Source organism: Aquipseudomonas guryensis (genome assembly GCF_014164785.1).
Classification (GTDB): domain Bacteria; phylum Pseudomonadota; class Gammaproteobacteria; order Pseudomonadales; family Pseudomonadaceae; genus Aquipseudomonas; species Aquipseudomonas guryensis.
In genome coordinates this window covers 26,046-38,192 of sequence record NZ_JACJFN010000006.1, presented here as the reverse complement: position 1 = coordinate 38,192, position 12,147 = coordinate 26,046, and the positions used below count along the sequence as shown (strand labels likewise).

Below are 12,147 nucleotides of genomic sequence, written 5' to 3'. Positions count from 1 at the left end.
GTCCGAGTCGGCGTAGTTTCGGTCAATCAGTTTGACCCAATTTGTCCCGCCTTTGCTACCGGTGATTTGTCATGGCCTTCTCCGAACGTGTTGCCCGCCTGAAAAGCTCCCTGATCCGCGAAATCCTTGCTGCGGCGCAGCGTCCGGAGGTGATGTCCTTCGCCGGTGGCCTGCCGGCCGAGCCGATGCTGCCCAAGGTGGACTGGAGCGACATGCCGGCGAGCATGGGCCAATACGGCATGAGCGAAGGCGAGCCGGCGCTGCGCGAGGCCATCGCAGTCGAGGCCAACAAGCTGGGGGTGAAGTGCGATGCCAGCCAGGTGCTGATCGTTTGCGGTTCGCAGCAGACCCTCGATCTGGCCAGCAAGCTGTTTATCGACCCGGGCACCGAGATCCTGGTGGAAGCGCCGACCTACCTGGCCGCGCTGCAGTCCTTCCAGCTGTTCGGCGCCGACTGCATCACCGTACCGCAGGAAGCCGACGGCCCCGAGCTGGAAGCCCTGCGCCAGCGCCTGCAGCAGCACAAGCCGGCCTTCGCCTACCTGATTCCGACCTTCCAGAACCCGTCTGCCGTGCGCTACAGCGAGGCCAAGCGTGACGCGGTGGCGGCGCTGCTCGACGAGTTCAACGTCACCCTGATTGAAGACGAGCCGTACCGCGAGCTGGTGTTCGATGCCGGCAGCGCCACGCCGATCGTCAGCCGCCTGCAGCGCACCAGCTGGATCTACACCGGTACCGTGTCCAAGACCCTGCTGCCGGGGCTGCGTGTCGGCTTCCTGATCGCCAGTCCGGACCTGTTCCCGCATCTGCTGCGCCTGAAGCAGGCGGCCGATCTGCACACCAACCGCATCGGTCAGTGGCAGGCCCTGCAGTGGCTGGGTACCGACAAATACCGCGCGCACCTGGCCGAGCTCCGCGACTTCTACCGTGTGCGCCGCGACGCCATGCAGGTGGCGCTGGAGGAACACTTCGGCGAGCTGGCTACCTGGGAGATTCCCCAGGGTGGCCTATTCTTCTGGCTTACGCTGAAGGACAAGCTGGATACCCGTACTCTGCTGCAGCCGGCGATGGCGCAGAACGTGGCATTCATGCCCGGCGAGCCGTTCTTCGTCGAGCCGGATGCCAACCCCGGTCACCTGCGACTGAACTTCAGCCACGTACCGCCGGAAAAACTCGGCGAAGGCCTGCGCCGCCTGGCGGCCGTGGTTCGCGAAGCGCAAGGGAGCCGCGAAGCTCAGGGGAGTAAGTAGCCATGCTCAAGGTCTACGGCGATTACCGCTCGGGTAACTGCTACAAGGTCAAACTGATGCTGCACTTGCTCGGCCGCGAGTGCGAGTGGCTGCCGATCGACATCCTCAAGGGTGAAACCCAGACCGCCGAGTTTTTGGCCAAGAACCCCAATGGCAAGATCCCGGTGCTGGAGCTGGAAGACGGCACCTACCTGTGGGAGTCGAATGCCATCCTCAATTTCCTCGCCGATGGCAGCGAGTTCATCCCCAGCGAGCCACGCCTGCGCACGCAGATGCTGCAATGGCAGTTCTTCGAGCAGTACAGCCATGAGCCCTACGTGGCGGTGGCGCGTTTCATCCACCTGTACCAGGGGCGCCCGGCCGAGCGCGAGGAAGAACTCAAGGTGTGCATGGTGCGCGGCCACAAGGCGCTCAAGGTGATGGAGCAGCAGCTCAGCCGCACGCCCTATCTGGTCGGCGAGCAGTACACCATCGCTGACATCGCTCTGTACGCTTACACCCACGTGGCCCACGAGGGGGGCTTCGACCTCAGCGCCTATCCGGCGGTGCAGGCCTGGCTGGCTCGGGTTGCCAGCCACCCCAAGCATGTGAGCATGCTCGGCTGACGCCCTTAGGGGCAGGGCGTTGCGCCTTGCCCCACAGGCTTACTGCGCGGCGAAGCGCTCGTTCAGGTAGGTGCTGATGGCCTTGGACTCATACAACCAGCGGCTCTCGCCCGACTCATCGATACGCAGGCACGGCACCTGGATCTTGCCGCCTTGTTCCAGCAGCTCTTGGCGGTGAGTGGCGTCGTTTTTGGCGTCACGCAGTGCTACCGGCACGTTCAGACGGTGCAGGTTGCGGCGGGTCTTCACGCAGAACGGGCACGCATGAAACTGATACAGCGCCAGGCCGGCGGCTTCGCGTTCGACCTGGGCCTGGGCTTCTGCGCTGCGCTTGAGTTTGCGTGGGCGAGTGATGAAATCGATGAAGATGATGATCTGGCCGAGGCCAATCCGCAGTGCCTTGATAAGCATCGCCGGTCATTCCTGTAGGAGTGTCTGAAAGGGGCGGCAGGGTACCCGACTTGCTCGTGCTTGGCTGTACCGGATATCGATTAGCTCGCCATAAAAAACCGGCCCTGGGGCCGGTTTTTTGTTGCAGCGGCAATCAGCCGATCAGGCTGAGGAACTCGCTGCGGGTGGCGGCGTTCTCGCGGAATTCGCCGAGCATCACCGAGGTGACCATCGACGAATTCTGCTTCTCCACGCCGCGCATCATCATGCACATGTGCTGCGCCTCGATGACCACGGCCACGCCGAGGGCACCGGTGACCTGCTGGATCGCCTCGGCGATCTGCCGACTGAGGTTCTCCTGGATCTGCAGGCGGCGAGCGTACATATCGACGATGCGCGCCACCTTGGACAGGCCCAGCACCTTGCCGCTGGGGATGTAAGCCACATGGGCCTTGCCGATGAACGGCAGCAGATGGTGTTCGCACAGCGAGTACAGCTCGATGTTCTTCACCAGCACCATTTCGCTGTTGTCGGAGCTGAACAGGGCGCCGTTGGTGACTTCTTCGAGGGTCTGCTGGTAGCCCTTGCAGAGGTACTGCATGGCTTTGGCGGCACGTTTCGGGGTGTCGAGCAGGCCTTCGCGGGACACGTCCTCGCCGAGCTGGCCGAGGATCGCGGTGTAATTCTGTTCCAGGGACATGGATCTTCCTGTGGGGATGCAAATGCACAGGGGCGCAGGGTAGGGCGGCGCAGCGTGGCTGGCAAGGGCACGCTACGCCAGATCGCCCAGCTTTTAAGGCCGCGGAGTCAGTTGCGCGGCCCAGTTGTCGGCCCATAGCGCCAGTGGCAGACACTGCTGCACCAGCTCCCGACCGAGGGCGGAGAGCTGATAGCCGCGCTCACCGTTCTCCAGCAACTGTGCCTCACGCAATTCACCCAGGCGGGTATTCAGTACCGAGGGCGAGACTCCTTCGCAGCGCGCCTGCAGATCGCGAAAACTGGCCGGGGCCTGATGTAGCTCCCAGAGCACACGCAGGCTCCAGCGGCGGCCGAGCAGATCGAGCAGGGCCATGATCGGGCGACCCGTGGTCGAGCCGCGTACTGCGTCGCCGGGCTGAGGAAAGCTCATTGCAGTTCCTTGCTTCTTTTTTAGTAGCGGGTTAGGTTCTGTTTGCTACTTATTTCGTAGCATATCAGTGGAGCAGGAGCTTTGCCCATGTCCATACCCCGTGTACAGCCGCTGCAACCACCCTATGCCGCCGAGGTGCAGGCCGCCTTCGAGCGGGTCATGCCACCGGGCATGCCGCCACTGAAACTGTTTCGCAGCATGGCGCACAACCCGCGGGTGCTGCAGCGCATGATCGCCGGCGGCTTGCTCGATCGTGGCAGCATCGAGCTGCGCCAGCGCGAACTGTTGATCCTGCGGGCGACTGCACTGTGCGGGGCGGAGTACGAGTGGGGCGTGCATGTGGCGGGTTTTGCCGGCAAGGCTGGATTCAGCCCGCAACAGATTGCCGATACCTGCAATACGCCGATTGATCCAGCCTTGTGGAGTCCTGCCGAGCAGGCATTGCTGGCGTTGGCCGACGGTCTGCACGCGCAGGCGCAGGTGGACGATGGGCTGTGGCTGCGCCTGGAGCAGCATTTCAGCACCGAGCAGTTGATCGAGTGCCTGCTGCTAGTCGGTTTCTACCACGCGGTGTCGTTTGTGGTGAACAGCTTGCGCGTGGAACATGAGGCCCACGCGCCGCGCTTCCCGGCCTGAGGGTTACTCGTCGCGGCCATCCATCATGGTGCGCTTGAGCAGCACATAGACTGCTCCGGCGCCGCCATGCCTGGGCAGACAGGAGGTGAAGCCGAGCACCTGCGGGTGCTGGCGTAGCCAGGTGTTGACGTGGCTCTTGATCAGCGGGCGCTTGCCATCCTTGCGCGCGGCCTTGCCGTGGGTCACGCGTACGCAGCGCACTTCCATCTTGGCGGCTTCGGCGAAGAAGTCCCAGAGGATTTCGCGGGCTTTTTCCACGCTCATGCCATGCAGGTCGAGGCTGCCTTCGAAAGGCACCTGGCCGGCCTTGAGCTTGCGTAGCTGGCTGTCTTGCACGCCGTCGCGGGCCCAGTACAGCTCGTCCTCGGCGCCGACGTCGATGACGAACAGGTCGGAGAGGCCGTCAACCGTGATGCTGTCGGTCTTCAGCGTGGCGGCCTGGCGCAGAGTGTTCAGGCGCTGGCGGTCGGCCTTGGCTTTGCCGGTATCGGCGCGGTCATGGCTGATCGGTTTGACGCCACGCACGGCGGATTGAAACAGGGACAGGTCGTCGTCTTCTTGCATAGTGCCTCCACACAGGAGGCCAGTTTACCGGGATCAGCCGCGCTTTTTCAGCAGGCGTGGCGACAGGCTCAGTTCGTTGCTGTAGCGCTGGCGCATATGCCGGCGGCAGCGGCGCCAAAGGCCCACGCCGAGCCACAGCAGCAACAAGCCACCTAGCAACAGGGTAATGGCGGCGCCGATGCTGTCATTCAGCGGGCCTAGCGCGGCCGGGCGGCCAAGCAGGGTAGACGCTCCAGCCAGCGTCAGCAGGACGCCCAGGCTGGCCAACAACGCTGCGAACACGGCGCCGAGGCGCCAGCGCAAGCCACCGGGGCCGCGTGGGCGCAGTCGGCGAGCATCAAAACCATCAGACAACTTCATCCCGATTTCCTCATGGGCTATCGGCGCTATGACCGGCCTTGGCTGCCAGGGTTCCATTCGCGGGGCGCAGCCTTGCAGCTGCTGAGTGACTGGTTCAGATCAGCGCATGAGCCTGGGGCACGACAATCGCGTAGTTGTCGGCCAGGGCAGCCATCTCCATGCGGTGCAATTGGCGAGCGCCGATCAGTTCACCGGCATAGGGCAGGTCGCGAGTGGCGCAGGCGCTGTCTACCAGGGTGCAGCGGTAGCCGTAGTCCTTGGCCGCGCGCACGGTGGTGCTGATGCTGGAGTGGGTCATGAAGCCGCAGACGATCAGGTCGAGGTGGCCGAGTTGCTGCAGACGCTCGTGCAGGTCGGTGCCGGCGAAGGCGTTGGGCAGGCGCTTCTCGATTACCGGTTCGCCACCTTGCGGCTCCAGTCCGGCGAGGAAGTGGCCGCGTGGACCTTGCGGGTCGAGCAGGCCACCGGGAATACCGAGGTGACGCACATGCACGACCGGGGTGCCGAGGCGGCGGGCGGCCTGTACCAGGGTGGTGATTTCCGCCACGGCGGCGTCCACGTCCGGCAGCTGCAAGACACCGCTGCGATACTCTTCCTGCGCGTCGATGATCAACAGGGTGGCCTTGCTCAAGGTGGCTGGTGCATAACCACGACCAGTCAGCTGGAACAGGGTTTTGGGATCGGACATGACGCAGGCTCCTGATGTGGCTGTGGTTCTATTCTCTGCTTGCTAGAGCCATCTGTGAACCTTTGCAGCACAACGCGCCGATTCGACCGGGCAAAACGCTTGCACTTGCGGCTAGAATCGCCCACCCGTTCTGGAGGTCTGTCCCGTGTCCCAATCCCGCCTGCGCACCGTGCGCGACCACATTCGCTGGGCTGTCAGCCGTTTTCATGACGAGCAGCTGTTCTTCGGCCATGGCACCGACAATGCCTGGGATGAGGCACGCCAGTTGGTGCTCGGCGCCTTGCACCTGCCGTGGGAAATCGCCGATGGCTACCTCGATTGCCGTCTCGAAGAGGACGAACAGGAACACCTGCTGGCGTTGTTGAAACGCCGCATCGAAGAGCGCGTGCCGACCGCCTATCTGTTGGGCGAAGCCTGGTTCTGTGGCCTGCCCTTTATCGTCGATGAGCGCGTGCTGGTGCCGCGCTCGCCGATTGCCGAGCTGATCGGCCAGCACTTCGCGCCCTGGCTGCCCGCCGAGCCGGCACGCATCCTCGATCTGTGCACGGGTTCGGGCTGCATCGGCATCGCTTGCGCCCATGCCTTCCCCGAGGCCGAAGTGGTACTGGCCGACCTGTCCTTCGAGGCCCTCGAAGTGGCCAACCAGAACATCGAGCGGCATGAGCTGGAAGAGCGTGTGTACACCGTGCAGGGCGATGGCTTCGCCGGGTTGCCGGGCCAGCGTTTCGACCTGATCGTGTCCAACCCGCCCTATGTCGATGCCGAGGACTTTGCCGACATGCCGGCCGAGTACCAGCACGAACCGGAGCTGGGCCTGGCCTGCGGCGATGATGGCCTGGATCTGGTGCGGCGCATGTTGGCCGAGGCGGCCGATCACCTGAGCGAGCAGGGCATCCTGATCGTCGAAGTGGGCAACAGCCAGGTGCATGTCGAAGCGCTGTACCCGGAGGTTGACTTCACCTGGCTGGAGTTCGAACAGGGCGGTCACGGCGTGTTCCTGCTGGCAGCCAAGCAGTGCCGCGAGCATCAAGCTCTGTTCCGCTCGCGGCTGAATGGCTGAACCGATGTAGCCCGGATGAAATCCGGGGGCGTTCAGCCAGGCAGTTTTTCCCGGATTGCATCCGGGCTACCGGCTAAGTGCTGCTTGATGAATGATCGCTTTAGCGGGTAGCGATCCAGATCAGTAGCCCGGCCTGGAATAGCGCCAGGGTCACCAGGCAGCCGATGGTGAAGCGCAGGCTGCTGTCTTCGCGCTTGAGCAGTTCGATCTTGCGTTCCAGCTTGCCGATCTTGACCTCCTGCTCGTGCAGGCTCTGGTCGGCCTGCTGCAGCATGGCGCCGGCTTCAAGTGGCTCCACCTGCTGCAAACGTTCGCGGTTCCATTCACCGATCAGCGCGCTAACGCTTTTTGCCCCGTAGGTGGCTTTCAGCTGCAGCAGGTCCTGGTACTCGACTTCGAAGCCCAGGGCGCGCAGGAAGTGGTCGCGGCGCAGGCGGGCGTCGTCGGTGAGGATGTCCTTGACCGCCAGGGCGCCGCCCTCGACCTGGTAGTTGGGCCAGCGCTGGCGGGCCCAGAGAATGCCCTGGGCCATCAGGAAGCGACCGATGCCGCGATTGACCGGTTCAATCTGCAGGCCCTTGTCGGCGCCGAAACGCACTTCGCGGCTGCGGTGGTCGGCCCAGACTTCCAGCACATTCTGCTCGCGGCGCACGCGCTGCCCTGGCAGGTCGATGCTCAGGCGCAGCAGGCTCTGTTCCGGGCTATGGCGTTCGGCGCGGCCGAGTTGAACAAAGCGCAGCGGCCGCGCACCGGTATGTCGGTCGGTCGGCAGCGGAGCCAGGCGCAACAGGCGCAACTGCTCGGCCGGCAGATCCTGCCAGGGATGCGGCTGTGGCGCGGCGGGCACTTCATCTGCGGGTTGCTGGGCGTCGGTATCGGTCATGGCGGGCATCCTTGGGCCAGGCGGGCAGGGCACTGGTATGCGAATTATCGACTGTTTCTGCGCATTCTGGAGGCTGGCAGAGCGCCAGCCTGATGCAACTCGCCATCGAGGGTGAACTGGTCGGGCACCGCAGGTATACTGGCGCCCCCTCGTTCAGGCCCTCGCGGAGCTTTCTGCATGTCCGGCAATACCTACGGCAAGCTGTTCACCGTCACCACCGCAGGCGAAAGCCATGGTCCGGCGCTGGTCGCCATCGTCGACGGTTGCCCGCCGGGCATCGAGCTGTCCCTGGAAGATATGCAGCGTGACCTGGACCGGCGCAAGCCGGGCACCAGCCGCCACACCACCCAGCGCCAGGAAGACGATGAAGTCGAGATCCTCGCCGGCGTCTTCGAGGGCAAGACCACCGGTTGCGCCATCGGCCTGCTGATCCGCAATACCGACCAGAAGTCCAAGGACTACTCGGCGATCAAGGATCTGTTCCGCCCGGCTCACGCCGACTACACCTACCACCACAAGTACGGCATCCGCGACTACCGGGGTGGTGGCCGCAGCTCGGCGCGCGAAACCGCCATGCGTGTCGCTGCCGGCGCCATCGCCAAGAAGGTGCTGGGCGCCTTCGGTATCACGGTGCGTGGCTACATGAGCCAGCTCGGCCCGATCGAGATCCCGTTCAAGACCTGGGACAGCGTCGAGCAGAACGCCTTCTTCAGCGCCGACCCGGACAAGGTGCCGGAGCTGGAGGCCTACATGGACCAGCTTCGCCGTGACCAGGATTCGGTCGGCGCGAAAATCACCGTGGTCGCCGAAGGCGTGATGCCAGGCCTCGGCGAGCCGATCTTCGACCGCCTGGATGCCGAACTGGCCCACGCGCTGATGAGCATCAACGCTGTGAAAGGCGTGGAAATCGGCGCCGGCTTCGCCTCGGTGGCCCAGCGCGGCACCGAGCACCGTGACGAGCTGACCCCCGAAGGTTTCCTCTCCAACAATGCCGGCGGCATCCTCGGCGGCATTTCTTCCGGTCAGCCGATCGTTGCTCATCTGGCGCTCAAGCCGACCTCCAGCATCACCACCCCGGGCCGCTCCATCGATGTCGACGGCAACCCGGTGGAAGTGATCACCAAGGGCCGCCACGATCCCTGCGTGGGCATCCGCGCCACGCCGATTGCCGAGGCGATGATGGCCATCGTGCTGCTCGACCACCTGCTGCGCCACCGCGCGCAGAATACCGGCGTGCAGGTCACTACACCGGTACTCGGCCAACTGTGACGACAGCCGCGCTGCCGTACTGGCGCCTGTCCGGCTTCTACCTGTTCTACTTCGCCCTGCTGGGTGCCACGGCACCCTTCCTGGCGTTGTATTTCGACTTTCTCGGCTTCAGCCCGGCGCGCATCGGCGAGCTGGTGGCCATCCCCATGCTGATGCGCTGCGTGGCGCCCAACCTGTGGGGCTGGCTCGGTGATCGCAGTGGCCAGCGCCTGCGCATCGTGCGCTTCGGCGCGGTCTGCACGCTGCTCAGCCTGAGCCTGATCTTCGTCGATCAGAGTTATGCCTGGCTGGCCCTGGTGATGGCCTTGCACGCCTTCTTCTGGCACGCGGTGCTGCCGCAGTTCGAGGTCATCACCCTGGCCCACCTGCAGGAACAGACGGCGCGCTATTCGCAGATCCGCCTGTGGGGTTCGATCGGCTTCATTCTCACCGTGGTCGGCCTGGGTAAGCTGTTCGAGGTCTACAGCCTGGCGGTCTACCCCTGGACGCTGCTGCTGATCATCGCCGGTATTGCCCTGAGCAGCTTCTGGGTGCCTAACGCCACGCCGCAGGCAAACAACAGCGTGGCCAGCGAGGGCGGTTTCCTGGCCCAGCTGCGCCGGCCGGGTGTGCTGGCCTTCTACCTGTGCGTGGGGCTGATGCAGATGTCCCATGGGCCGTATTACACCTTTCTCAGCATTCACCTGGAGTCGCTTGGCTACAGCCGCGGAGTGATCGGCCTGCTGTGGGCCTTGGGCGTTGTGGCGGAGATCGTGCTGTTCCTGTTCATGACCCGCATCCTCGCGCGTTTCTCCCTGCGTCAGGTGCTGGCGGCCAGTTTTGCCCTGGCGGCGCTGCGCTGGTTACTGCTGGGCAACCTGGCCGATCACCTGGCGGTGCTGCTGTTCGCCCAGCTGATGCATGCCGCCACTTTCGGCAGCTTCCATGCGGCTGCGATCCACTTCGTCCAGCGCAGTTTTGGCGCCAACCAGCAGGGCCAGGGACAGGCGCTGTACGCGGCCATGGCCGGCATTGGCGGGGCGCTGGGGGCGCTGTACTCCGGCTATAGCTGGAACAGCCTGGGGCCGGCCTGGACCTTTGCCATCGCCAGCTTGGTCGCGCTGGCCGCGACCCTTATCATTGCCACCCGATTGCGCGAGGAGCAGGCATGAACCGCGAACAACTCGCCGAGCAGATCATCGAGGCCGGGCGTTTTCTCTACGGTCGCGGCTGGTCGCCGGCCACCAGCAGCAACTATTCGGCGCGCCTGAGTGCTGAGCAGGCGCTGCTCACCGTCTCCGGCAAGCACAAGGGCCAGCTAGGGCCGGACGACGTGCTGGCCACCGATCTCGACGGCAACAGCCTGGAGCCGGGCAAGAAACCCTCGGCCGAGACCCTGCTGCACACCCAGCTGTACCGCTGGCAGCCGCAGATCGGCGCGGTGTTGCATACCCACTCGGTCAACGCCACGGTGCTGTCGCGCCTGTGTTTGAGCGATTCACTGGTGTTTGCCGATTACGAACTGCAGAAGGCCTTCGCCGGCGTCAGCACCCACGAATGCCAGGTCGAGGTGCCGATCTTCGACAACGATCAGGACATCGCGCGCCTGGCGTCCCAGGTGCAGGTCTGGCTCGATGAACACCCGGATTGCGTCGGCTACCTGATCCGCGGCCACGGCCTGTACACCTGGGGCGCGCAGATGAGCGACGCCCTGCGCCAGATCGAAGCCTTCGAATTCCTCTTCGAATGCGAACTCAAGGTACGCGCCCTGCAACGCTGAGGCGCCTGCGTGGTGCGCATGGCGCACCCTACGGAACATGAGAGCCCGCCGGGGCCGGAGATTGAACATGAGCAGCCTGACCGTCTACCACCAGTCCAGCCCGGACGTGCCGAACAAGGTGCTGACCCACCTGGAAGACATCGCCAGCACCCTGGGCGAAGTCGGTGTGCGTTTCGAGCGCTGGCAGGCCGCCGCGAAGATCCAGCCCGGCGCCAGCCAGGACGAGGTGATTGCCGCCTATCGCCCGCAGATCGACCAGCTGATGCGTGAGCAGGGCTATGTCACGGTCGACGTGGTTAGCCTGAACAGGGATCACCCGCAGAAGGACGAACTGCGCGCCAAGTTCCTCGACGAACACCGCCATGGCGAGGACGAGGTGCGCTTCTTCGTCGCCGGGCGTGGCCTGTTCAGCCTGCACATCGACGACTACGTGTACGCCGTACTGTGCGAGAAGAACGACCTGATCTCGGTACCGGCCGGCACCCGCCACTGGTTCGACATGGGCGAGTTCCCGCATTTCGTGGCCATTCGCCTGTTCAACAATCCCGAGGGCTGGGTGGCCAATTTCACCGGCGACGAGATCGCCAGCCGCTTCCCGCGTTTGGAAGACTGATTACCGAGCGCCCCCTAAATGGCGGAGGGCGGCGCGTAGTTGCCAGCAAAGCACAAGCCGTTTGTCTCCCCTCGCTCGTTTACGGGAGAGGGGACTGTTGCGAAGCTGCCTGTGTCGTGTCAGCCCGTCTGAGCGCGCCAAACCGCCTGTCTCACCTCACTGCTTGTGGGGGAGATCGTCACCCGAAATCTGGAGTTTTCCCATGCCGATCAAAGCCATCCTCACCGATATCGAAGGCACCACCAGCTCGGTGAGTTTCGTTTTCGATGTGCTGTTTCCCTATGCCGCGAGGCATCTGCCGGATTTCGTGCTGCACCACGCCGATGAGCCCTTGCTGATCGAACAACTGGACGCGGTGCGGGCGCAAAGCGGCGAGGCGGATGCCGACCTGATCCGGCTCATCGAGATCCTCCTTGGCTGGATCGCCGAAGACCGCAAGGCCACGCCGCTCAAAGCGCTGCAGGGCATGATCTGGGCCGAAGGCTACCAGGCCGGGCAACTCAAGGGGCATGTCTACCCGGATGCGGTGGAGGCGCTCAAGCGCTGGAAGGCCGAGGGCTATGCGCTGTATGTCTACTCGTCGGGGTCGATTCAGGCGCAGCAGTTGATTTTCGGCTGTTCCGAGGAGGGCGACCTGACTCCGCTGTTCAGCGGCTATTTCGATACCACCAGTGGACCCAAACGCGAGGTGGGCTCGTATCGGCGTATCGCCGAGAGCATCGGCCTGCCAGCCGACGAGATTCTGTTTCTCTCCGATATCGTCGAGGAGCTGGATGCCGCGCAGCAGGCCGGTCTGCAGACCATCGGCCTGGCCCGCGAAGGGGGCGAGCTGCGCGGCCACGACACGGTGGCCAGCTTTGCGGTGATCGACCTGCAGCGTTTCTGAGCGTAGCCCGGATGCAATCCGGGAACAGAGTTGCCTGCTTCCCCGGATTGCATCC

The 12,147-nt window shown here is 64.3% G+C and carries 16 protein-coding genes; 9 read left to right on the top strand and 7 right to left on the bottom strand.

Going from position 1 to position 12,147, the window contains the following annotated elements:
* The first annotated feature begins 71 nt into the window (after positions 1-71).
* Together H3H45_RS19370 and H3H45_RS19365 are read left to right on the top strand one after the other, a co-directional pair.
* Entirely contained in the window at positions 72-1,250 is a 1,179-nt protein-coding gene (locus H3H45_RS19370; protein WP_182835341.1) for an aminotransferase-like domain-containing protein, read from the top strand.
* A gap of 2 nt (positions 1,251-1,252) precedes the next feature.
* Positions 1,253-1,855 carry a glutathione S-transferase family protein gene (locus tag H3H45_RS19365; protein WP_182835340.1) on the top strand — a complete coding sequence of 201 codons (603 nt, stop codon included), beginning with the start codon at positions 1,253-1,255 and terminating at the stop codon, positions 1,853-1,855.
* Between the two features lie 39 nt (positions 1,856-1,894).
* Here the strand turns inward: H3H45_RS19365 and H3H45_RS19360 are convergent, their stop codons facing one another.
* The 3 genes from H3H45_RS19360 to H3H45_RS19350 all read right to left on the bottom strand — a co-directional run bounded on the left by H3H45_RS19360 (position 1,895) and on the right by H3H45_RS19350 (position 3,374).
* Entirely contained in the window at positions 1,895-2,266 is a 372-nt protein-coding gene (locus H3H45_RS19360) for a glutaredoxin family protein (protein ID WP_182835339.1), read from the bottom strand.
* A 133-nt stretch (positions 2,267-2,399) separates the two neighbouring features.
* Positions 2,400-2,945 (bottom strand): GTP cyclohydrolase I FolE, encoded by a 546-nt coding sequence (gene folE, locus H3H45_RS19355; protein ID WP_182835338.1) that lies wholly within the window; start codon positions 2,943-2,945, stop codon positions 2,400-2,402.
* 93 nt (positions 2,946-3,038) lie between these two features.
* Positions 3,039-3,374 (bottom strand): winged helix-turn-helix transcriptional regulator, encoded by a 336-nt coding sequence (locus H3H45_RS19350; protein ID WP_182835337.1) that lies wholly within the window; start codon positions 3,372-3,374, stop codon positions 3,039-3,041.
* Positions 3,375-3,461: 87 nt separating this feature from the next.
* Here H3H45_RS19350 and H3H45_RS19345 point away from each other — a divergent pair, with 87 nt between their 5' ends.
* A complete protein-coding gene (locus tag H3H45_RS19345; protein ID WP_182835336.1) occupies positions 3,462-4,010 on the top strand; it encodes a carboxymuconolactone decarboxylase family protein in 549 nt (182 codons plus the stop codon).
* A gap of 3 nt (positions 4,011-4,013) precedes the next feature.
* On the opposite strand, the gene H3H45_RS19340 is transcribed toward H3H45_RS19345, so the two are convergent.
* The 3 genes from H3H45_RS19340 to H3H45_RS19330 form a co-directional block, all read right to left on the bottom strand.
* A complete protein-coding gene (locus H3H45_RS19340) occupies positions 4,014-4,574 on the bottom strand; it encodes a Smr/MutS family protein (RefSeq protein WP_182835335.1) in 561 nt (186 codons plus the stop codon).
* A gap of 33 nt (positions 4,575-4,607) precedes the next feature.
* Positions 4,608-4,934, bottom strand: coding sequence for a hypothetical protein (locus tag H3H45_RS19335; protein WP_182835334.1), 327 nt, complete (start codon positions 4,932-4,934; stop codon positions 4,608-4,610).
* A gap of 94 nt (positions 4,935-5,028) precedes the next feature.
* Positions 5,029-5,622, bottom strand: coding sequence for a cysteine hydrolase family protein (locus H3H45_RS19330; protein ID WP_182835333.1), 594 nt, complete (start codon positions 5,620-5,622; stop codon positions 5,029-5,031).
* A 145-nt stretch (positions 5,623-5,767) separates the two neighbouring features.
* On the opposite strand from H3H45_RS19330, the gene prmB reads away from it, so the two are divergent.
* Positions 5,768-6,682 (top strand): 50S ribosomal protein L3 N(5)-glutamine methyltransferase, encoded by a 915-nt coding sequence (prmB, locus tag H3H45_RS19325; RefSeq protein WP_182835332.1) that lies wholly within the window; start codon positions 5,768-5,770, stop codon positions 6,680-6,682.
* A gap of 100 nt (positions 6,683-6,782) precedes the next feature.
* On the opposite strand, the gene H3H45_RS19320 is transcribed toward prmB, so the two are convergent.
* Positions 6,783-7,565: a hypothetical protein gene (locus H3H45_RS19320; protein ID WP_182835331.1), complete on the bottom strand. Its 783-nt coding sequence runs from the start codon at positions 7,563-7,565 to the stop codon at positions 6,783-6,785.
* A gap of 177 nt (positions 7,566-7,742) precedes the next feature.
* On the opposite strand from H3H45_RS19320, the gene aroC reads away from it, so the two are divergent.
* The 5 genes from aroC (at position 7,743) to mtnC (ending at position 12,092) form a co-directional block, all read left to right on the top strand.
* On the top strand, positions 7,743-8,834 hold the full coding sequence (gene aroC / locus H3H45_RS19315) for a chorismate synthase (protein WP_182835330.1): 1,092 nt from the start codon (positions 7,743-7,745) through the stop codon (positions 8,832-8,834).
* Positions 8,831-9,985, top strand: a complete 1,155-nt coding sequence (locus tag H3H45_RS19310; RefSeq protein ID WP_182835329.1) for an MFS transporter — start codon at positions 8,831-8,833, stop codon at positions 9,983-9,985. Before aroC ends, H3H45_RS19310 begins: the two co-directional genes overlap by 4 nt.
* On the top strand, positions 9,982-10,593 hold the full coding sequence (locus tag H3H45_RS19305; RefSeq protein ID WP_182835328.1) for a methylthioribulose 1-phosphate dehydratase: 612 nt from the start codon (positions 9,982-9,984) through the stop codon (positions 10,591-10,593). The genes H3H45_RS19310 and H3H45_RS19305 overlap by 4 nt, the downstream gene beginning before the upstream one ends.
* A gap of 67 nt (positions 10,594-10,660) precedes the next feature.
* Positions 10,661-11,206, top strand: a complete 546-nt coding sequence (locus H3H45_RS19300) for a 1,2-dihydroxy-3-keto-5-methylthiopentene dioxygenase (RefSeq protein ID WP_182835327.1) — start codon at positions 10,661-10,663, stop codon at positions 11,204-11,206.
* A 202-nt stretch (positions 11,207-11,408) separates the two neighbouring features.
* Positions 11,409-12,092: an acireductone synthase gene (gene mtnC / locus H3H45_RS19295; protein ID WP_182835326.1), complete on the top strand. Its 684-nt coding sequence runs from the start codon at positions 11,409-11,411 to the stop codon at positions 12,090-12,092.
* The last annotated feature ends 55 nt before the right edge of the window (positions 12,093-12,147 follow it).